Here is a 20,337-nt window from a genome sequence, read left to right as displayed (position 1 = left end):
TATCATGTAATAATCTGATGTAATTAAATTTCCGATACCATTTATCTTTTCCGGAATATAATATCTAAAAACATAAGGTAGGTACTCTAGAATGGACAATGAACTTAAAGCATTATTTGGCTCATGGGATCAAGCACTAGGTACAATTATTTCTGCTATAGGTAGTACCCCTTCATCAAGAATTAACGAAACACTCCAAAACAATCTTTCATTATTAGGTAATGTCATGCAAGCTACTGGAAATGCACTTTTAGCAGATACTATACGAAGTTTTAATTTAAATAAAATTGGTAACGAAATACAAGCTATTGGAAACTCCATGGTTATTGTTGGCCTTCTTTTATACGAGAATAACGAAGAAAAAAATATAGAATTAAGTATAAAAGGAAATTTACTTCAAGCGCTAGGAAGCAGTCTGTCCATCCCTGAACTATTAGAAAAAAATAAAGTTTCCATTGATAATTTATATAGTATCTACGGGGCACTTTTACAAACAATTGGTAACTCACTACAGGCTATATCGGGCATTATTAATTTAAAAGGACAACAGGCAAACGGCGTTAATTTTGTTGGTAGTTGGATTCAAGCCATTGGTGCTGTTATCCAAGCTCTAATGCAAAGTAAAAAGTAATACAATACAAATTATTAAGCTGAATTCTTATTGACCAATTTCTTGTGTCGCATTTTATGTCAAATGCGAAATAAAAATGGCTTACTTCTTATTGAAGTAAACCACCCGTTAGCTCAATAACGATCACTATTATCATTTTGGTTATAAAAAGAATCCCACATCAATTCCATTCGTGTATATTTAAGCTTAAAGTATCCCCAATTGTCTTCACCATAATGCCAAGGAAAGCCTTCAAAAGACTGTATGAAAAATGATTTATTTTTTCTTTTTATATTTTCAGTAACAATGGTAAAGTCATTTATTAATTGTAAAAGTTGAATTGGAACATATGGGCATTTATCATAGCTTTTAAGTTGTTTTTGAACTTGTGAACAATCATAATATCCAGAATCTAGTACCTCGAAGTCATAAAAAACTAAAACCGCTTCATTCGTTTCCCCTTCTGTTCCAAACGGGTTTAGAGGGTGTTCATTTGAAATTTCTAGATTCTCATATGTTAAATAAAGATTATTGTTTTCGACTTTGAATTTTTCTATATAAACGGATTGCCAATCATATACTCAAAACAATTTTCTGATATGTATTTTGGCATTTTATTCAATCTTTTTTTATTTAAATTACATCTGGCTTTTCATCAAGAACCCAAGGAATATCAGCCGCCAAATCTAACTGAAGGATAGGATTAGGAAAACCTCCTGGAATAAACTCTAGGTCGTTTGAAAACCCAAATGTGAAATTCTTTATTTGAGTAGTATTAGTTTCATTCCAGTTGGACGATGTACTCAATTCTCCTTCTAACACTTTGCCTACTAAATGATAATTCCCTGAGTATAATCGTGTCATAGCTTCTTCGGTTGGGAATTGAGAAAGATGTGCTGGCTTTGTTGGATTAATCCCTAGTTTGGTGAAAACATAAGATATAGAAATCTTTAAATCCTTACAAGCTTCAACATAATTTTTACAATATAAGCAATTACAGATTTGTTAAATCTTTGCTATAAAATTCACGTGTTTTATCAATATCAACTTCTAATAACCAATTCGCTATTCTAATCTGTTGAAGCATTAAGACATCCACTCCCTTTGGATTCCCGCTAATACTCATTTATTCTGTAAACATTTTTACAATTCCTTCTTGAACTATCCTGTCCATTAGTCAAATAAGAAAAGCCGCCAAAGATGGCGGCTGGATCTTGAAGTTACGCACCCATTGTTTAAGTACAAAAGTTCACTAACATACTATTTCCTTAGCTAGCAAGTTGTTTTGTTTTAGGACTATACATATAACTTCTCAGTACAATAGATACTAAACTCAATATCAAGAATAGTAATCCTCCTAATACGATATATTGTGTGCCCATTCCTGATATAAATAATCCACCTACTGCTGTACCAATTGTTATCCCTAAATTACCACACGATAAAAACAATCCATTTGCGAAATCAGGAGCTTCTGGAGCCGCAGAGGTAATCCAATATTGACTAACATTATTTCCTATAGCAAATAATATCCCCCACAACAAAATCGTTATCATCATAGGGACAGTGGACTTCCCCGTAAGGAATGACAAAATATGAACTAGCCCTAATACGATTGGAAAAAATATGGCGGTTTTACTAGCATATTTAGTAAGTAAATTTCCTCCTGCTAAATTTCCAACTAGACTGGCTAAGCCTAATATAAGTAATGCCAAAGTTAAGGTTTTCCCAGATATATTCGTAACAGTTTCAAGATATTCTGCAATAAAGCTATTAATACTCGAAGTTGCTGAACCTATAAATACTACTGTAGTAATGGCTAACCAAACAATTGGCTTTTTTAATACGCTTATTTGAGCTCCATAAGAAAGTTTTTCTTTAACAGGTAAGGAGGGAACAAATATCAATGTTGCGATGAATGCAATAGCATTTACGATGGCAAAGAATAGCATTGCCATTCCTAAAGAAGTCGAACCAGCAATAAAGTTAGTGATTGGTACACCAAGTATCATCCCAGCGGTTACACCCAAAATAATTTTAGAAACAGCCTTTGGGGCATTTTCTTTGCTAACGGACGTAGCAGCTACTGTCAAAGCCAATGAACAATATATTGGATGAAAAAAGGCTGGAATCACACGTGCAAGTAGCAAAACGGTAAAGCTTGATGCAAACATTGAGACAATATTACCTACAACGAAAATGCCAAGTACAAGAAGCATTACCTTCTTGCGGTTTATACCTGAAAATATTAACGGCATAATGGGACCAGATATTGCTACAGCAAGTGCAAAGAGACTCACTAGCAGCCCTGCTTTGGATACACTGATATCAAAATGGTCAGCAATTGAAGGTAATATCCCAATGACACCCATCTCAGTTGTTAGGATACCGAAAACTCCTATGGTTAATATAAGTATTAGTAGATTATTTTGTTTAGACATAAGTTTAATCTCCTCTGTTCTTTACTTAATCTGTTGTTCTTTGACGTTTCAGATATACCACCATTTATCGTCCGAAAGAGCGACTAAAAGATTGTCCAGATTGCACAATCTGACGTGCATTTTTTAGACGAATAGACTCATATTCCAAAAGAGCCTCTGCTGCTGAGTTTCCTTGTATTCCCTTTGCAACACATTCGGCTAAGGCAGCAGCATCTTGTAAGGAAGCATTAAATCCCGATGCAGTTAGTGGTGTAGGTAGATGTGCAGCATCTCCTACGATTGCTATACGTCCTTTCACAAGGTTGTCAGGAACGTATTCGGCAATCGGTGTTCCTGTAAGGTTACGAGTTTTAATACTATGAAGAGTTGCATCTAACCAGGGTTGAGGCCATCTTACAGCAGCTTGTTCAGCTAACTCAATCAGTGTCTGTTCGGGGATGTCAGAAGCATTAAGCGAATGACGCACAACGTTTCCATCCACACATCCCAGACGACGTAACAAATCATTTTGAGTGTTATCGTACCAAGCCCATCCTAGCCGTCTATTTCCTAGAGCGTTAGAACCGTCAGCTCCAGCAATAATAGAACCGAGTAAAAAGTCACCAATACCATCTGGCATACTTAATTTCGGGGCAATGAGGCTAGGTCGATGTTTTTCAGGTATGTCGTTCTCATCTACAATAGCTACCCATATCAAGTATCCAGCAAAAGTTGCGCTCGGTTTATGTGATGCAACATAACGTCGTACAATACTACGGTGACCATCAGCACCAATTAAAATATCTCCGTGGAATGTTTCACCCTTATCCGTCACAACCCAAGCAGAGTTGTCGTCCTGATTAACACATTGAACACGAGTATCATAATATAAGGTAATTTTAGGATCAGCTTCGGCTTCTGTGCGTAATCGAAACTGTATAGATGACCAGGCCTCAGCCGACCTAATTCCACCAGAAGCAATTTTTCTCAAGAATTTCGCTGTTTTAGTTTGATCAATTTCTCCACTGTCAACTTGAAGAACAGCTCCACTACGTGGTTTCGCTCCAGCTCTCTCTAAAATTGTGACATTTAATCCAGCTCGTGAAAGAGCAATCCCAGTCATTAGTCCAGAAAGAGACGCACCGACAACAACAACAGAGCCGTTAGCTTCTTTGATAAAAGTGTCATTGGTTGATTCGCTCTGGAAATCCTTTCTCATCATTGTTTTTTCTCCTTATTTAAAATGTCTTCAAATTGGAAAAACCGAATTTCCTGATTGGATATCGGTTTTTTTGGGTGATAAAAAATATTAAACATCAAATTTAACGTTACCGAGCCATTTTACAAATTCGGGATCTCTATGAGAAAAGAACACACTGTCTTGTGTATCTAAAGCAGCAATCCGATCCATATCCTCTTGATTTAATTCAAAGTCAAAGATATTGAAGTTTTCGATGATTCTTTCTTTATGAACAGATTTTGGAATGGCCACGACTCCTTTTTGTGTCAACCAACGTAAAATTACCTGAGCCACGGATTTATTATACTTTTCAGCCATCGCTACTAAAGTTTCGTTCTGGAATATGTTATTTTTTCCTTCAGCAAAAGGTCCCCAGGACTCTATCTGAACGTTGTTCTCTTTCATAAATTTTGCACTTTCGATTTGCTGACAAAAAGGATGCGTTTCAATTTGGTTCACGGCAGGGGTTACTTCATTATGATTAATTAAGTCTATTAAACGGTCCATATGGAAGTTACTTACCCCGATCGCCCTGATCTTTCCTTGCGCGTACAATTCCTCCATAGCCCGCCAAGAACCATATACATCACCAAATGGCTGATGAATTAAGTATAGATCCAAATAATCCAATTGCAGTCTTTCCAGTGATTTTGCGAATGCCTTCTTTGCACTTTCATAACCTGCATCCTGTATCCAAAGTTTTGTTGTAACAAAGATTTCCTCTCTTGGGACACCACTCTTTTTGATAGCCCTGCCGACCGCTTCTTCATTCATATAAGCCGCAGCTGTATCAATCAAGCGATAACCTGCCATAAGGGCATCATAAACGGCCTGTTCACATTTGTTTGCATCTTCAATTTGATACACACCAAAGCCGAGAATTGGCATCTCAACTCCATTGTTTAAAATTACTTTTTGCATATATAATTCCTCCTGTGTTTTAAATGTAATATTTCAAATCACTGATTTTATCCCATTTGTCCTTTATGGTTGGTGATTTACAATTTCAGTAACTTGAACTATGATAATCCTATCACCTTCGAGTAACGCGAAGGCAAGGGATTTTAAACAGATTTATAAAAAATTTTTTAGGGAGTGGTAAAATGTATACTGTGAAGGAAGTATCCAAACTACTTGATCTGACTGAACATACCGTTCGTTTCTATACGGATAAAGGATTAGTTCCTAGTGTACAGCGTGATAAAAACAATAATCGACTTTTTGATGAAGAATCAATCAGTTGGCTTATAGGTGTTAAATATCTGAAACAATGTGGTATGTCAGTGGAAGACATTAAATCCTATGTAGATTTGTGTTTGGAAGGCCGTTCTACCATTCAAGAACGCTATGAAATCATTATGAAACAAAAAGCCATTGCTCTGGCTCAGTTAGAGGAGGCAAAACAAAGAGCTAAATATATGGAAGAAAAAGCAAATCACTACCTTGATATTATCAATGGTGTGGTCCCAGATGACACGAATCCTAAAGAATGGGAGTCAATAAATGCTAATACCCCGCACCAAAAAAGAACAAGCTGATTTCTTTTGGAAAATCGGCTTGTTCTAAGCATTAATAACTGAATTCGTTAACTATGTGATTCTACAATAACGACAGTAGTGCTCCTATTTTGCCTTAAAGAAAAATCTTCCCTTCTTCAACTAATCTGCCACGTTAGTACATAAAGAAAAAAGCCACCAAAAATGGCAGCTGTATCTTCAACTCTTGCACCCGTTACTTTAAGCAATATTTCACATTCTTTTCGTGTGTAATAAGAAAGAAGGCGACCATCATACTTTATTTTTATGGGCATAAGCATAAAATGGAAAAACATCCAAATTGGTTCATTTGGATGCCATTTGTTTACAATCCGAGACGAACACTATTAGATGTTTGTTGAGAGTAATTATTTTTCAGTTGCAGTATTCCCCATTGCAATAGAAATTCTATTCCAACTGTTGATTTGATTGATTATTAGAACAAGATCAACATACTGTCTCTCGTCATAATGTTCACGTACTCGTTGATAAAGCTCATCTGGTACACGTTTTGTAGGAATTAAAGTCACGTACTCTGTCAACTCAAGAGCAATTTTTTCAGCATCTGTGTAAAATGTGCACTCTCTCCAAGCACTAATACAATATAAACGTTGTTCGGTTTCTCCCATTTTTCTAGCATCAGCTGTATGCATGTTAATACAATATGCACAACCATTTATTTGAGAAGCCCGAATTTTTATAAGTTCACGAAGTTTACGGTCTGTACCTGTAGTTTTCGTATACTTCTCCATTTCCATCATTATTTTAAGTGCTTCTGGTGCTACATTGTAATAATCAACTCGTTGTTCCAATTTAATTACCTCCTTAAATACCTTTTCTTTTCATTTAAGACAGTATTAATTTAGCAGCTAATCTTGAAGCAGCTTCTTCAGCTTCTTTATATGCTTTTTGTAATACTTCATTTGGTTCTAGTAAAGCAGTTCCTTGTGCCCGAATAATTTGATAATCTTCAATACCAAGGAAATTGAACATTGACTTCAGGTATTTATTAGAGTAATCAACTTCTGTATACCAATCATCATTTGTATAGATTGATCCACTTGCTTGTATGACAAGCATTCTTCGTCCGTCTTTAAGTAGTCCCACTGACCCATTTTCAGTATATTTAAAAGTTTCACGTGCAATCATGATATTGTCCATATAGTCTTTTAACTTTGATGGAATATTAAAATTATGCAAAGGTAAAACGATGATATACGTATTTGCACTTTTAAATTGTTGTAAGATCTCGGACATACGCTCCGTTACTTTTTGTTCTAGGCTAGTTAGCTCCTGTCCTTTTCGTTGTTTTTCCCATGCACTTAAAACCGTATTATCTACCATAGGCACTTCATCTCTGTACAAGTTAATCTGTTCAATTGCTTCGCTATCAGGAATTAATTCTTTATAAGCTTTCAAAAAGTGGTTAAAAACTTGCAAGCTAACTGAAGAAGTACTATCTATTTTTGGATGTGCGTTTATGATTAGAGTTTTGTTCATTTGAATTTCTCCTTTAAAATGAATTTTAGGTTCAAATTGAAGATTAAATTAATCGTCGATTAATCCTGTCTCTAATATAAAGGCTATCATTATTTTTGTCAATTGAATATAATTTACCAAAAAGAGATTTTATTTGACTAACACTCTAAATACTCCTAAGATACAATTTAATAACCCTTAAAATCAAAAGTAGGTGAGTTTATATGCAATATAGTGTCGGAGTTGAATATGCTCTACATTGTCTGGTTTATTTAATCGATGTTCCTTCTAAGGAAAGTGTTGGGATAAAGGAGTTGGCAGAATTCCAAGGACTTTCTGAGACATTTCTTTCAAAAGTTTTTGGTAAATTATCTAAGGCTGGTATTGTAAGTTCTGTCCCTGGTGTAAAGGGAGGATATAGGTTATCTAAGTCCCCAGAAGATATTTCCTTTTGGGATGTAATTGAAGCAGTTGAAGGCCCTAAGCCTATTTTTCAATGTAAAAATATTAAAGATAACGGTTATTTGTATAGAGACAAAGTCTGCACTTCAGGTAGCTCCTCTTGCACTATCAATTTAGTTATGCTCTCTGCAGAAGAAAAAATGCGTGATTTCTTGCGTAGTAAAACACTTTCATGGTTAAATGAAGAGCTTGATCGTGTCTTACCCAAACAAATACGTGAAGATACTCAGAAATATTTTGCGAAGAGTAACATATAAAACAAACCTCCCGTGAAATTCCTTAATTAATAGGAATTTAGGGAGGTTTTTTCTTAATTCATGGAAACGTTTCTTTCTATTGTCTATTGATAACTACAACCAATCCTCAACTAACCTGACCTTTAGTTTAAGTACATTTCTTCACAATCTCTTCCACTGTGATCTTCAACAATATGGCCCTAAAATGGAAAATAGCACTTTCCTTATTCCAGAAGTCGAGTAGAAGAGAGCCTTTCTACCTTACGGTAAATTGTACTCCATCCCCTCACAGAACCGTGCTTGCACTATTAATGCACACGGCTCCTCCTAGTCATCGTTCACAGAATGTAGCTAATTTCTTTTCTTAAATCATATATATTCACTTTAATTTTCGGTGAAGGTAGTGGATATTTATCAAGAAATAGTCTGAATTTATCCCATGTAAAGGATTTCCTTTGACTTCTTCTATTGAGCCATTTAAACAGTAAGTTCTCGATTTTATCTTTGAAGTTGCTAACATTTAGGGTATTATCAGTTATGCAATAATAGTTGTAATAACCTATAAGCGAGCGTCTAAATCTGTCCATGATCATATGAATATCTTTATTTCTATTCTTCTTCAGCCATTCTTTAGACTCTTTTAGTTTACCTTGGACTTTCTTCCTACTGGATTTCCGTTTCACCCGAAATTTCCCTTGTTTGCTTTTCCCGCAATAGTGTGTAAAGCCTAGGAAATCAAAGGTCGCTGGTTTACTATTTCCCTTTTGTTTTGCATATTTCTCGGCAAACCGCCCGAAGGGAATAATTTTGGTTTTATCCTCGGCAATTTCCAAGTTAAATTTCTTTAATCTACATTTTAATGATTGGAAGAATTCCTGAGCTTCGCTCTGATATTGAAAACAGCACACAAAGTCATCTGCATACCTTACTATATATGCCTGCCCCTTGCATTGTTTCTTGACCTTTTTCTCAAACCATAAGTCGAGGACATAATGGAGATACACATTGGCTAATACCGGAGATATTACTCCACCTTGCGGTGTGCCATTGTCTGTTTTGTATTTCTTACCTTCCTCCATGTATCCACCTTTAAGAAACCTACCAATTATTCTTAATAGGTTGGGGTCAGCAATTCGCAGTTTTAAGAACTCCATCATCCATTTGTGGTCAACGTTGTCAAAGAATCCTTTAATATCGACATCAACTACATAATTTACTGATCTCTTTTCAATATAGAAGTTCAGTATTTTCAAAGCATCATGGCAACTACGGTTTGAACGAAACCCAAAGGAACAATCTAGAAAATCATTTTCAAAGATGGTATTTAGTATCTTTGTAATGCCTTTTTGAACAATCTTGTCTTCGTGTTCCGGTATTCCTAATGGTCTTTTCTTATTTGAATTGAGCTTCGGAATATACATTCTCCTTACTGGAACAGGACGATAACTTTTGCTTTTAAGCCTACTTACTAACTCCTCTATGTTTTCTTCTAAATTTTCACCGTATTTCTCTTTAGTTGTACCGTTAATCCCGGTTGCTTTCCTATTGGGTAGTTCATGATGACATTGAGCTAGTGCTTGCTTATTTAATAAATGTGCAAGTGATGTGAATTTCATTTTAGGATCAGATTTTGCTAATTCTGCTATCCTTAGTAGTTTTGTTTCCATTTAGTTATACCTACCTCTGTGTGTAGTAAATGTGTCCCTAGCAAGGGTGATAACTAGGTAGCAGCCTTTCCTCCATCGGCATTACCCAACTTCATTGGTACTACGCTGCTATCCGACTCCCTACATCGGCATTTGGTTTCCTTGCTTTTTATCGCTTGTACACCATACTCTTCTAAAAAAAAGAAAAGACCGGTAGGGTCTCCCAAGTTGCCGTATCATATCAATGTATAACGTGCCAAGGTCTATGACTCCAGAGAGGTTTTACCCTTCTAGCCTTTATCGAAAGATAAAATGTAGCTTTCTGCAGCGCTTAAAGCATCAGCCCTCTCGATTTACAATCATTATGGAGCTCAATCCCTTCAACCAGTTGGCTTTCGGCCCGCCACCTAACTGTCTACGCTTAAAGACTAAAGTTACCTTTAGTCCTCCAAGACTCGCTACGAGCGAATGGCTAGTTCTTACTCGACGGGAATCCCACCCGTTATATGATACGACCTAAGCTTGGCCGCACAAGCGCCCGATTATTGAAAATCGTCAACAATAATTTTAGCTAAATCGCTGCATATGCTATTGGACAAAAGCACACGTTACTTGAGTAAGATTCTATTATTGATTAATAACTTCACCATTACTGCTTACAGCTCTAACTTCTGGATGATATCCAATTCCAAGATAATATCGTTTATTTCCTTGTTTAATCATTTTTGTTTCTGTGAAATCTTTCATACCTTGCTTTGCTATTTCAATCTTTTGAATATCCTTATTATTTATTTCTCCATAAACCACATCAAAATCTTTTAGTAACTCACCTTGTTCATTATATTTTGTATAAGGTTGATAATAGATTGTATAATTTTCATTTTGATAATGCTCCCAACCATTAGGACCATCATTTTTCCAACCTTCTTTGTTATTACCTTTAATGAAAGCTACACCTAACACAGGTTCTTTTATATAACTGAATTCCTCCCCTTTTGCTTCTGTCGTATAGAGAACCACTGTAATATCATCAATTTTCTTAGTATGTATAACTTCGCTTACTTTATAGGGTATGTCATTATTAATCGCTTCTTGTAAAGTAGGATAATTGCAACCAGTTATTAGAAACATGAAACCTAAAATAATAGAAAAAACTATACTATTTCGCACTTCATCCCTCCTTATTATTAAATACAACAATACTACATATTGTATAAATTTATTGTAATTTTCTTTAACTAACCTGCACCGTTTGTTTAAGTATAAACCTTCACAATTTCTTCTACACTTTAAAAGGGTTGTTCAATAACTTTGTCCTTTGCAAAAAGAAAACTTCATATTATAAAATGCTCCAGTTAATAAAAATAGCGAAGAAAAACGACTTGACGTTTTTCTTCACTAGAAACCTTCACTTAGATATAGTCTACAGCTATATACTACTCATTAATGAACATGAAACTCTTTTAACTATTTTTCTCTTGGTTTAAGTTTTGCTCAGTTTCTGCTATTGCCATAGATATATCAGCATGTGGTTGATTTACTATTTCTCCATGTCCAACAGCAAGCAGGGATGGATTGTAACTCTGTATTTTTCGAGCACTTTTTAGAGCAATTTCCTTATTCCATGTTCCCTTGGCTGGGAATGGAAACGATTCTCTAATTTGACCAGCCACTGCCAGACCACCTATTGTTTGAAAAGCATCTCCTGCTATCAACGCATGATTACGAGTGTCTATAAAAGACATTGAACCTGGTGTATGTCCTGGTGTAAATAACGCTAGTAAGGAACCAATACGTTCTCCATCTTGAAGTAAAATGTCTGCTTTCGATGTGATTTTTTTAGGGAATATTCCACGAATTGGAGTTTTGGGTTCGTCTTCATTTAATGATAAGTCACCATTCATTAGTGGTGCTTCTCGGTGGGAAATATATACTGTACTATGGGAGATTAGTTGTTTCATTGTGTCTAAGCCGCCTATATGGTCATGATGAGCATGAGTCAATATAATATTGGTTATTGGTTTTCCTAAATCCTTTGCTACCCTAAGAATATTTTCAGCATGTTCTTCCATTGCTGTATCAATAAGAGTAAAGTATTCATTTTCTTCAACAAGATAACAATTAACAGATAAACCTTTCGAATTGTAAAATGTGATTTTATACATCATGTTTACTTGAGTAACTTGCATGAACCTCTCCCCCTGTATATATCAATAAGATGCTTACTGTCCTATATTTCTTCTTTTACTATTTAATTCCTTCTTTCTAACCTGCTTCATTTGTATAACAAGGAAATCAACAAAAATGTTTAACAGAACCAACTAAAAAAATGCCCTCATTTTTAATACAGGGTATGATCTAGAAGATTTGTCATTTTTTCAGTCCATATTTTCATCAGTTTTCATTGAGAGATGCGCTCAGATAAAAGTATGTAGTTATATACTATGCTGTAAGAGTCCAGTCAAATGGATAGATTCAGTTTTCATTTAACGTGAACAGTAAAGCCCATCCGAGCTGTTAGGCAGGATGGGCTTTATTTGGGTCTATATTTCAATTTTGCTTATCGAACATTCATGTCGGCTGGATGTGGACCTTTACGTCGATTACGGTTAAGTTGATTAATTTCGACCATTTCATCCGCCGTTAGTTCGAAATCAAAAACATGGAAGTTTTCTTCGATTCTTGATGGTGTAACTGATTTAGGAATGACAATCGTATTATTTTGTAAATGCCAGCGCAGCACAACTTGTGCTGGAGTTTTGCTGTGTGTGGCAGCAAGCTTTTGAATCACTTCATCCTGCAGCACTTCTCCTCCTTGATCAAGAGGGCTCCATGCTTCTACAAAAATATTATGTTTGGCACAGAATTCCTTTATTTCATTTTGTGCCAGGTACGGATGACACTCAATTTGGTTTAGAACTGGGACGACTTCACATTCTTTTATAAGACGCTCTAAATGTTCAATTTCAAAGTTACAAACACCGATCGCTTTCACACGACCATCATGGTAAAGCTTTTCTAATGCTTTATATGTATCGACATATTCATCATATTGCGGAGTCGGCCAGTGGATTAAATATAGATCAACATAATCAAGGCCTAATCTCTCTAAACTTTCATCAAAAGCACGCAATGTATTCTCATATCCTTGATCACTATTCCAAACCTTTGTTGTAATAAATAATTTCTCGCGTGGGACAGATGCTTGTTTAATTGCTTTTCCAACTCCCACTTCATTTTGGTAGATCATCGCTGTGTCAATCGATGTATAACCAACTTCAATCGCTTTTGCAACAGCAGAAGTTGCTTCATCATCGCCAACCTGCCAAACTCCAAATCCAAGCTGAGGCATTTTCAAGCCATTGTTTAAGGTAACAAAGTTCATTTTCCATTTCTCCTTTTATAAAAAATTGAAACAAGCTAACCATACTAATATCTAGATATTTTCATGATTTCATACAATCTTTGTTGAAAACTAAAAAAGATTGATCTAATAAGGTTAACTTGTTATTTACATAATTAGTTACATTATCTTGTAACGTGTACCGGTAAGGAAGCCTTTCGGACTAGTCCATAATAAGATAGAAAGGCTAAGAAGCTTGCTAAAAAGATAATGATGCCCATTGGGACAGCTGAATTTTCTCCAGCTAATCCTACAAGCGGAGCCGTTAATGAGCCGAGTATAAATGGCAATACACCTAATAGTGCAGAGGCGCTTCCGGCAATATGACCTTGTGTCTCCATTGCTAATGAAAAAGACGTTGTTGAAATAATAGCAATCGAAGATACGAAAAAGAAGACCGGAACGGCAAAAAGGAATAGCGGTGCTTTTAGAAAAATAGCTACTAGTAATAATACAGCAGAAGTGTTAGCGATAAGTAAACCGATCTTTAAGAAGGTTTTCTCTGAAATAATATCTGAAAGCCGGCCAACTGACTGGGTTCCTATGATTAAGGCAATCCCATTTACGCCAAATAATAAACTAAACCCTTGTGGTGATACACCATAAATATTTTGATAGACAAATGAAATACCAGATACGTAAGCAAAAATTCCGGCAATAATAAAAGCTTGAGTTAGGGCATAGCCTGCGAACTTACGATCTTTTAATAGAGTTCCAAAATTCTTCACTACCTGTGAAAAGTTGCTAGGAATACGTTTTTCCTGTGGCAATGATTCCTCTAGTTTCCATACCACCGTTAACAATAGCACCAGGCCAATACAAGTCAAGGCAATAAAAACCCAGGACCAATCGGCAAAAGCAAGAATACCAGCACCAGCTATTGGTGCTACAATAGGTCCAAGATTGCCTACTAACATCAATAATGCGAAAAACTTTGTAAGCTCCCTTCCACTATAAACATCTCGAACAATTGCTCTCGAAATAACAAGGCCGCCAGCTGCAGCAAACCCTTGAACAAAGCGAGAAGTAATGAAGAAATAAATATTTGGTGCGAATGCACATGTTAAAGATGCTAATATGTACAAGCTGAGAAAAATAAGCAATGGCTTACGTCGCCCTTGAACATCACTCATTGGCCCAATAATCAATTGCCCGAGTCCAAGTCCTAAAAGGCATGACGTTAAACTAATTTGTACGAGTGACGCATTCGTGTGATAATCTTCTACAATTGTCGGAAAGGAAGGCAAATACGTGTCAATTGTAAATGGGCCTAAAAGGCCAAGTGACCCTAATAGCAAAGCTAGTTGTAAACGTTTCACTCCTGTTAAATTTGTCAAGTTGTTCTCGCCTCTCTGTCAAAACAGACTTTTTCTATTAAACTACTTTTTCAGCTTACTTAAATCATAGCAAAATATGTAGTTTTTGAGATAAACCATAAATAATGGATGGTCCTGCTTCCAAATAAAAAACTAATGCCAGATAAAACTCCAGTTCTTGAATAAGCTTTCGACTTTAAAGATCGTTCCTAGTTGTATACCTCCGTTTCCCCATCACAAATGAAATAAATGGTTCATGATGAGACTGGTCAAACATTCATTTTCCACTTGCCAGTAAAACCACTAAAAAATGTATGTTCATGCATACAAATTAGCATATGACAAAACCGATCGTCAAATGATACACATCGCATAAGTAAAAAGTGATTTTAACAAATATCCGTAAAATTCGGACTTTCTTTTCATTTTCATTGCCCCTGCATTTTTTTCTTAACTCATCTTTAAATGCACGAAATTTAACCTTATTGTACGGAGATTTTCATTCATAACTCGACAAATTGAACAGATTGATAAAAATCATGTTTGATCATTTGTTTCATCACTAATATCGACACTATCAACAAATCACTATATGCCATCATAAAAGCGATTGCCCTTCCCCTATTGTCCTACTAATTTAAATGGGTTTTGAGGTTTGAACTAAGCCTTCATCCATCTTATCGCGTCACCCTCATTTGCATGCGAAAACTTTAAGTCAAAAGACAACGTGCTCAAGGTGATGATCATGCGCTAACGATTTCATGCATATGATCCTGTCATTCTAATCGAATCGTAAGAAATATCTTATCTCATGTAATGAAATCTGGAAAAATATGTTTTACTAAAATAAGTAGATAGAAGGTTAATCGTTCCTCTCTTTTGAAAAGTTGAGAGTCTATTAAAAATTTTTTTAAAAATTAACATAAGTAAACAACTTACCTCTTGTCGATGTGTTGTTATATATAAATATTAAATTTAGTAATAATTAAAAGTTAAAAGTAGTGAAAACAAGAAAATAACCTTGTATTCAATACATCTTGCAAAATATTTTAAAATCAGTAGATTTAAATAATAATTTTTTAGAATATTAATTTTGCATACCTCTGAATAATTATACATAAACATGTCGAGTTGAGTCATTCTTCTCTAGTAAGATACAATTGGAGCAATCAACAAAGGAGGAAATGACAAGATGAAAAATCAAATATCAATTATTGGGATGCCAATGGATTTAGGGCAGTCGAGACGTGGTGTAGATATGGGTCCTAGTGCGATTCGTTATGCTGGTGTTGTTGAGCGTTTAGAAAAGCTAGGTTATAAGATTCATGATAAAGGTGATATTGAGATTGGTAGACCTGGTATGGCTGAAGCGGAATCTGATACGAATTTGAAATTTTTGAAAGCGGTAACAGAAGCGAATACGAAGCTTGCTTCAGCTGTAAATGACATTGTAGAATCGGGTTCATTTCCGCTTGTTTTTGGTGGTGATCATAGTATTGCGATCGGTACACTTGCTGGAATCTCTAAGCATTATGACAACTTAGGTGTCATTTGGTATGATGCACATGGTGATTTGAATACGAGTGAAACCTCTCCTTCTGGTAACATTCACGGGATGCCTTTAGCCGTAAGCATAGGGATCGGCCACCCTGCATTAACAAATATTGCTGACTATTGTCCGAAAGTGAAACCAGAAAATATTGTCATTATTGGTGCTCGCTCTTTAGATGAAGGAGAAAGACTGCTGATCCGTGACAAAGGAATAAAGGTGTATACAATGCACGAAATTGACCGTCTCGGAATGACGAAGGTGATGGAAGAAGCGGTCAAATATTTAAAAGAAAAAACTGATGGCGTTCACCTCTCTCTTGATTTAGATGGACTTGATCCGAGTGATGCACCTGGTGTTGGTACACCTGTTTTAGGCGGGATTAGTTACCGAGAAAGCCACTTGGCGATGGAAATTCTTGAGGAATCAAAAATCATTACTTCTGCTGAATTTGTTGAGATTAATCCGATCTTGGATGAAAAAAATAAAACGGCTGAGGTAGCAGTTGCATTAATGGGTTCTCTTTTTGGTGAAAAGTTATTATAATAGAATTTTTCTATCTTAGTTTTTAACAGTCAAGGTCGCAGGGGTGCATGCTATGGAAAAGCCAGTACATAGACTGCTATTTAAATAACCTGGTCGTTATCAATTGAATGTTGAGCATCATGGCTAGATGACGGAATTACAACGTCCATTTTAGCTGGATATTATATGAGGAGCTTTAACAAAAACATTCAGATCTTACTTAATATGGTATGTGCCCTCACCCGACACAACACTGTTTTGAATTCCTATTTATCAGTGGTTCGATCATTTTCCCTTACCTTAATCTAAAGGAGAATTTTAATGAAAACAGCACACAATGAACAACATGAATTAAAAAGAAGTATGACATCGAGGCATTTATTCATGATTTCACTAGGAGGTGTGATCGGTACAGGCTTTTTCTTAGGTACCGGTTATACGATCAACCAAGCAGGCCCCACAGGTGCCATTCTTTCATTCTTAGTCGGCGGTTTTATCATGTTTTTGACGATGCTTTGTCTTGGTGAACTTTCTGTTGCGATGCCTGTTTCCGGATCCTTTCAGACCTATACGACAAAATTCATCGGACCTGCAACAGGGTTTGCCATCGGTTGGTTATATTGGTTAGGTTGGGCCGTAACAGTTGCACTGGAATTCTTATCAGCTGGACAATTGATGCAGCGTTGGTTCCCTGAATCGCCAATTTGGATGTGGTGTGCCATCTTTGCCATTGCCTTATTTTTATTAAATGCCCTTTCTGCCAAAGCTTTTGGTGAAGCAGAATTTTGGTTTTCTAGTATTAAAGTGCTTGCAATCGTCATGTTTATCATTCTTGGCGGCGCTGCAATGTTCGGATTCATTGATTTGAAAAATGGACAAGAAGCACCGTTTTTTTCAAATTTCTTTGCTGAAGGTCTTCTCCCTAACGGAATAACAGCTTTATTAATTACGATGATTACCGTCAACTTTTCTTTCCAAGGAACTGAGTTGATTGGGATCGCAGCAGGTGAAAGTGAAAATCCGGAAAAAACGATTCCAAGATCGATTAAACAAACCGTTTGGCGGACCCTTTTCTTTTTCGTATTAGCCATCTTTGTTTTAGCTGGACTTATTCCAAGAGAACAGGCAGGCGTTGTTGAAAGTCCGTTCGTTGTTGTTTTTGACAGCATTGGGATACCGTATGCAGCAGATATTATGAACTTCGTTATTTTAACTGCCCTGCTATCTGTAGGTAATTCAGGCCTTTATGCAGCAACTCGTATGCTTTATTCTCTTTCAAAAGAAGGAATGGCAAGCCCATCTTTAGCAAAAGTCAATAAAAGAGGAGTTCCAATGAATGCCCTCTTGATCACACTCGGTATCTCAGGATTGTCGCTCTTAACCAGTGTAGTAGCTGCCGAAACTGTTTTCGTCTGGTTGCTTTCCATTGCAGGACTTGGAGCGCAAATTGGCTGGATTGCGATCTCAGCTTCACAATTAGCCTTCCGAAGAAAATATATTCGCAATGGCGGTAAAATTGAGGATCTAAAATTTAAAACACCGCTTTATCCATTTCTGCCATTGTTAGCATTAGTCTTGAATAGTATCGTCATGATCAGCTTAGCATTTGATTCTGAGCAAAGAATTGCTCTTTACTGTGGTATTCCATTTATGTTGAGTTGCTACGTCATCTATCACGTCAAGATAAAGAAAAAAATGAAACCAGATAATCTGCAACAAGAACTACAATTAAAATCAGAACAAAAAATGATCATTTAAAGCGAGACTTATCGGACTTTTACGGGAAGTTCCCCCCTTCGCTTCTTGTATAACTTAAGCTTAGAGGTGGGGTATTACTTCCTGTTAAAAAACGAGGGCACTGAAAAAATTATAAGGCATGATAAAGTTCCATTGAACGCACTTTATCATGCCTTTTTACTTTATAATTGGCTGCCGTCGTAAACGATGTTGCTAATGTAAAATAGGGCACAATCAACCTTAAGATCCGTTTTAGCCAACTTTTCTGTCTTTAGGCATCTTGTTTTATATATTTAGAAATTTAATCGTTTTTTTCACAATCGACTCCATTTACTCTTTTTCCCTCCTATTCTTTATTAGGCATAGAAAAAGGCGCAATTCATTTGCAGAATTGTGCCCATCTCATAGTAAACTAAAATGACTGTTTGCACCAAACTACTATTTTCTCAATTTATCTTTATACAATCTAAATTTATCTTTCCAACCATCCAATTCACTGATAAACATTTCTAATCGCTGAGCTGATAACATCCGCTGTTTTTCTGTTTCTTTCGGATTAGGCCCTCCCATGACAGAACGAACAAGAATAAAATGATAAGGATCAATCGCCTTTTTATAATGTTCCTCAGTTAATGGTAATGCAAGATTAAAGCTTTTTTTCGCAATATCCTTGATTAGCTCCACATTTCCATCATTCAAGGTTCTCCCGTTATCAACTAACATTTTTACATACATATGAACAAGCTGATGTGATTGACGAAACGAAAGCTTGTATTCTCTTACAAGAACGTCTGCTAATTCAGTGACAGTAGAGAACCCGTCTTGACAACGTTTTAATAATTTATCTTTATTGATCATCATATTCCTGAGAATTTCCATTAATAACTCGACAATTTTAACAGATTGAGAAAAACCATGTTCGATCATTGGCTGAATATCATCACCAATATCGACAATATCACCGAAAGGCACACTATGAGTCATCATAAATGCAGATTGCAATTCCCCTATCGTTCTACTAATCATGGATCGGGTATGTTCGAGTGATGAAGGATTACGTTTTTGCGGCATGATGCTTGAGGTTTGGACTAAGCTTTCATCCAATCTTATCGCATCAACCTCATTTGTTGCCAAAAACATTAAGTCGTAGACAAAACGAGACAATGTACTTAAGGTGATGGATAATGTGCTGACGATTTCAAGCATATAATCTGCCGCACTAATCGAATCGTAGGAATTATCTAGAGGCTGATCAAAGGCTAATTTTTTGGAGATAAAATGGCGGTCTATTGGAAAGCCTGTCGTCCCTAAAGCTGCAGCTCCCATTGGAGATTGGTTGATTCGGTTAAGTAAACCAAATCCTCGATCGAGATCTCTTTCTAGGTGTTTGTCAATGGCAAGAAGATAATGAGCAAATGTCGTCGGTTGCGCTTGCTGGTTATGTGTATATGCCGGCATGACTGTCAGTTCATGCTCCTTCGCAAGCTGAAGAAGTTGTTTTTTCAAGTCGGTAAGCAGACCCATCCAATGGACAAGCTGTTCACGCCATAACATCCGGTACATCGTTGCATCCATATCGTTTCGACTAAATGCGATATGCATATTCCCAACTAATTCATCACCAATTTCCTTTTTTAACTCCGCTTCTATCATAAAAAATAAATCTTCATATGCGGGGTTATACTCTTTTTGGAACCCTTTCACTAATAGCTGTTGATTGGCTTGGATGATTTTTTTCGCATCATGCTCCTGTAAAATGTTTGTATGTGCCAGCATAGCGGCATGAGCAATATTAATTTCTAACATAAATGTTTGAAAATGTGTTTTTGTAAAATTGTAGCCAGGCTCAAGAATATGATTAATATAAATACGAGATCGATTGGAAGACATGTTTCTTGTTCACTCCAGTCCAAATGTTTCTTATGTATTTATATTCTTTCACTCCTTTTCTTGAGCTTGTAAACCGTTTCTTCCAGAAAAAGGAGCATCTGTTTTGTTAACGGGTGCGGTTATGAAGTAGAAAAATAAAATTAGCAATATAATTTGAAATCCAATTTGCATATTAATTAGCAACAGTATGCTGTCCAGCAGACAATCTCCAAAATATGTACTAAAAATGGGTGTTAAGTGGACGACTAAATTTATGCCTTAAGAATTTGCATTAATTGAATAACAAAGG

The 20,337-nt window shown here is 36.1% G+C and carries 17 protein-coding genes; 5 read left to right on the top strand and 12 right to left on the bottom strand.

Features of this window, described 5'->3' with window-relative positions; genetic code table 11:
* The first annotated feature begins 91 nt into the window (after nt 1–91).
* The gene (locus tag GMB29_RS11285; RefSeq protein ID WP_136359177.1) at nt 92–631 is read left to right on the top strand and encodes a DUF6944 family repetitive protein; all 540 of its coding nucleotides are present in this window, start codon (nt 92–94) and stop codon (nt 629–631) included.
* 612 nt (nt 632–1,243) lie between these two features.
* On the opposite strand, the gene GMB29_RS11280 is transcribed toward GMB29_RS11285, so the two are convergent.
* The 4 genes from GMB29_RS11280 to GMB29_RS11265 form a co-directional block, all read right to left on the bottom strand.
* On the bottom strand, nt 1,244–1,432 hold the full coding sequence (locus tag GMB29_RS11280; protein ID WP_155443881.1) for a hypothetical protein: 189 nt from the start codon (nt 1,430–1,432) through the stop codon (nt 1,244–1,246).
* Between the two features lie 446 nt (nt 1,433–1,878).
* Nucleotides 1,879–3,051 carry an MFS transporter gene (locus GMB29_RS11275; protein WP_136359181.1) on the bottom strand — a complete coding sequence of 391 codons (1,173 nt, stop codon included), beginning with the start codon at nt 3,049–3,051 and terminating at the stop codon, nt 1,879–1,881.
* A gap of 64 nt (nt 3,052–3,115) precedes the next feature.
* The gene (locus GMB29_RS11270) at nt 3,116–4,252 is read right to left on the bottom strand and encodes an FAD-dependent monooxygenase (RefSeq protein ID WP_211091280.1); all 1,137 of its coding nucleotides are present in this window, start codon (nt 4,250–4,252) and stop codon (nt 3,116–3,118) included.
* An 87-nt stretch (nt 4,253–4,339) separates the two neighbouring features.
* On the bottom strand, nt 4,340–5,191 hold the full coding sequence (locus GMB29_RS11265; protein WP_136359183.1) for an aldo/keto reductase: 852 nt from the start codon (nt 5,189–5,191) through the stop codon (nt 4,340–4,342).
* 182 nt (nt 5,192–5,373) lie between these two features.
* Here GMB29_RS11265 and GMB29_RS11260 point away from each other — a divergent pair, with 182 nt between their 5' ends.
* Nucleotides 5,374–5,808, top strand: a complete 435-nt coding sequence (locus tag GMB29_RS11260) for a MerR family transcriptional regulator (RefSeq protein WP_136359185.1) — start codon at nt 5,374–5,376, stop codon at nt 5,806–5,808.
* 365 nt (nt 5,809–6,173) lie between these two features.
* Here GMB29_RS11260 and GMB29_RS11255 read toward each other — a convergent pair whose 3' ends face one another.
* A complete protein-coding gene (locus GMB29_RS11255) occupies nt 6,174–6,617 on the bottom strand; it encodes a carboxymuconolactone decarboxylase family protein (protein WP_136359187.1) in 444 nt (147 codons plus the stop codon).
* A 34-nt stretch (nt 6,618–6,651) separates the two neighbouring features.
* On the bottom strand, nt 6,652–7,305 hold the full coding sequence (locus GMB29_RS11250) for an FMN-dependent NADH-azoreductase (protein WP_136359189.1): 654 nt from the start codon (nt 7,303–7,305) through the stop codon (nt 6,652–6,654).
* 203 nt (nt 7,306–7,508) lie between these two features.
* Here GMB29_RS11250 and GMB29_RS11245 point away from each other — a divergent pair, with 203 nt between their 5' ends.
* Nucleotides 7,509–8,003, top strand: coding sequence for an RrF2 family transcriptional regulator (locus GMB29_RS11245; RefSeq protein ID WP_136359191.1), 495 nt, complete (start codon nt 7,509–7,511; stop codon nt 8,001–8,003).
* A gap of 317 nt (nt 8,004–8,320) precedes the next feature.
* Here the strand turns inward: GMB29_RS11245 and ltrA are convergent, their stop codons facing one another.
* From ltrA to GMB29_RS11220, 5 genes are all read right to left on the bottom strand, one after another.
* Nucleotides 8,321–9,649, bottom strand: a complete 1,329-nt coding sequence (gene ltrA / locus GMB29_RS11240) for a group II intron reverse transcriptase/maturase (RefSeq protein WP_155443880.1) — start codon at nt 9,647–9,649, stop codon at nt 8,321–8,323.
* A 606-nt stretch (nt 9,650–10,255) separates the two neighbouring features.
* The gene (locus GMB29_RS11235) at nt 10,256–10,798 is read right to left on the bottom strand and encodes a hypothetical protein (RefSeq protein ID WP_136358814.1); all 543 of its coding nucleotides are present in this window, start codon (nt 10,796–10,798) and stop codon (nt 10,256–10,258) included.
* A 293-nt stretch (nt 10,799–11,091) separates the two neighbouring features.
* Nucleotides 11,092–11,817: an MBL fold metallo-hydrolase gene (locus tag GMB29_RS11230; RefSeq protein WP_136358816.1), complete on the bottom strand. Its 726-nt coding sequence runs from the start codon at nt 11,815–11,817 to the stop codon at nt 11,092–11,094.
* A gap of 371 nt (nt 11,818–12,188) precedes the next feature.
* Complete coding sequence (locus tag GMB29_RS11225; RefSeq protein WP_136358818.1) at nt 12,189–13,013, bottom strand: aldo/keto reductase; 825 nt, start codon at nt 13,011–13,013, stop codon at nt 12,189–12,191.
* A 143-nt stretch (nt 13,014–13,156) separates the two neighbouring features.
* Nucleotides 13,157–14,368, bottom strand: a complete 1,212-nt coding sequence (locus GMB29_RS11220; protein ID WP_136358820.1) for a multidrug effflux MFS transporter — start codon at nt 14,366–14,368, stop codon at nt 13,157–13,159.
* A 1,171-nt stretch (nt 14,369–15,539) separates the two neighbouring features.
* Here GMB29_RS11220 and rocF point away from each other — a divergent pair.
* Together rocF and GMB29_RS11210 are read left to right on the top strand one after the other, a co-directional pair.
* On the top strand, nt 15,540–16,442 hold the full coding sequence (gene rocF / locus GMB29_RS11215; protein WP_136358822.1) for an arginase: 903 nt from the start codon (nt 15,540–15,542) through the stop codon (nt 16,440–16,442).
* Nucleotides 16,443–16,742: 300 nt separating this feature from the next.
* Nucleotides 16,743–18,179, top strand: a complete 1,437-nt coding sequence (locus GMB29_RS11210) for an amino acid permease (RefSeq protein WP_136358824.1) — start codon at nt 16,743–16,745, stop codon at nt 18,177–18,179.
* Between the two features lie 417 nt (nt 18,180–18,596).
* Here GMB29_RS11210 and argH read toward each other — a convergent pair whose 3' ends face one another.
* A complete protein-coding gene (argH, locus tag GMB29_RS11205) occupies nt 18,597–20,048 on the bottom strand; it encodes an argininosuccinate lyase (protein WP_136358826.1) in 1,452 nt (483 codons plus the stop codon).
* Nucleotides 20,049–20,337 lie beyond the last annotated feature (289 nt).

The organism is Metabacillus sediminilitoris, assembly GCF_009720625.1.
In the GTDB taxonomy this organism is placed as follows: domain Bacteria; phylum Bacillota; class Bacilli; order Bacillales; family Bacillaceae; genus Metabacillus; species Metabacillus sediminilitoris.
The sequence above is the reverse complement of the archived record's forward strand: the minus strand, read 5'-3'. Positions and strand labels throughout refer to the sequence as shown.